This is a genomic window from Rhizobium sp. CCGE 510 (genome assembly GCF_000292525.1).
Taxonomy (GTDB): domain Bacteria; phylum Pseudomonadota; class Alphaproteobacteria; order Rhizobiales; family Rhizobiaceae; genus Rhizobium.
Map to the genome: position 1 here is coordinate 1 of NZ_AEYF01000027.1, position 1,194 is coordinate 1,194.

Here is a 1,194-nt window from a genome sequence, read left to right on the forward strand (position 1 = left end):
GGTCGATATTGCGACCGACATCGTGATCGAGAATGTGAACGAGGGGACGGACACGGTCCAGACGGCGCTTGCAAGCTATACGCTCGGCAACAATGTCGAGAACCTGACCTATACCGGATCTGCCAGCTTCATCGGCGCCGGCAATGCGCTCGACAACACGATCACCGGCGGTGCCGGCAATGACACGCTGAATGGCGGGGCAGGTGCGGACAGCTTGATCGGCGGAGCGGGCAACGACACCTACATCGTCGACAATGTCGGCGACATCGTCACCGAAGCCGCCGACGTAGGGACCGACACGGTTCGCACGAACCTGGCGAGCTATACGCTTGCCGACAATGTCGAGAACTTGAGCTTTGCCGGCACAGGGACTTTCGCTGGTACCGGTAACAATCTCGACAACACGATCACGGGTGGCGCTGCCACTGATACGCTTTCCGGCGGCGCCGGTAATGACACGCTTGATGGCGGGGCGGGTGCTGACAGCTTGATCGGTGGGGCAGGCGACGACACCTACATCGTCGACCATGCCGGCGACACTGTCACCGAGGCGACCGATGAGGGGACCGATACGGTTCGCACGGCATTGGCGAACTATACGCTTGCCGCCAATGTCGAGAACCTCACCTATACCGGCGCGGTAGCCTTTGCCGGGACGGGCAACAGCCTCGACAACACGATCAAGGGCGGGGCAGGTGCCGATACTCTGGACGGCAATGCCGGAGCAGACATACTGATCGGCGCAGCCGGCAACGACACCTATATTGTCGACAACGTTGGCGACGTGGTCACCGAAGGGCTGAATGCAGGAACCGATCTGATCAAGACGGTGCTTTCAAGCTATACGCTCGGCAACAATGTCGAGAACCTGCTCTATACGGGATCCGCCAGCTTCACCGGCACCGGTAATGCGCTTGTCAATACGATCACCGGCGGCGCCGGCAACGACACGCTGGACGGTGGTGCCGGCAACGACACGCTTGACGGCGGCGCCGGCGACGACATCTATGTGGTCGACAGTGCGGGCGACGTGATCAAGGACAGCGCCGGCACCGACGAAATCCGCACGGCGCTTGCCGCCTACTCGATCGCCGCCTTGGTCAATGTCGAGAACCTGACCTACACGGGCTCCGCCAGCTTCACCGGCACCGGCAATGCGCTTGCCAACATAATCACCGGCGGCGCCGGCAACGA

General features: G+C 61.7%; 1 protein-coding gene. It reads left to right on the plus strand.

All coding sequences use genetic code 11. The features are described 5' to 3' along the window. On the plus strand, positions 1-1,194 hold a 1,194-nt coding region (locus RCCGE510_RS14215), incomplete at both ends, for a calcium-binding protein (RefSeq protein WP_007630892.1).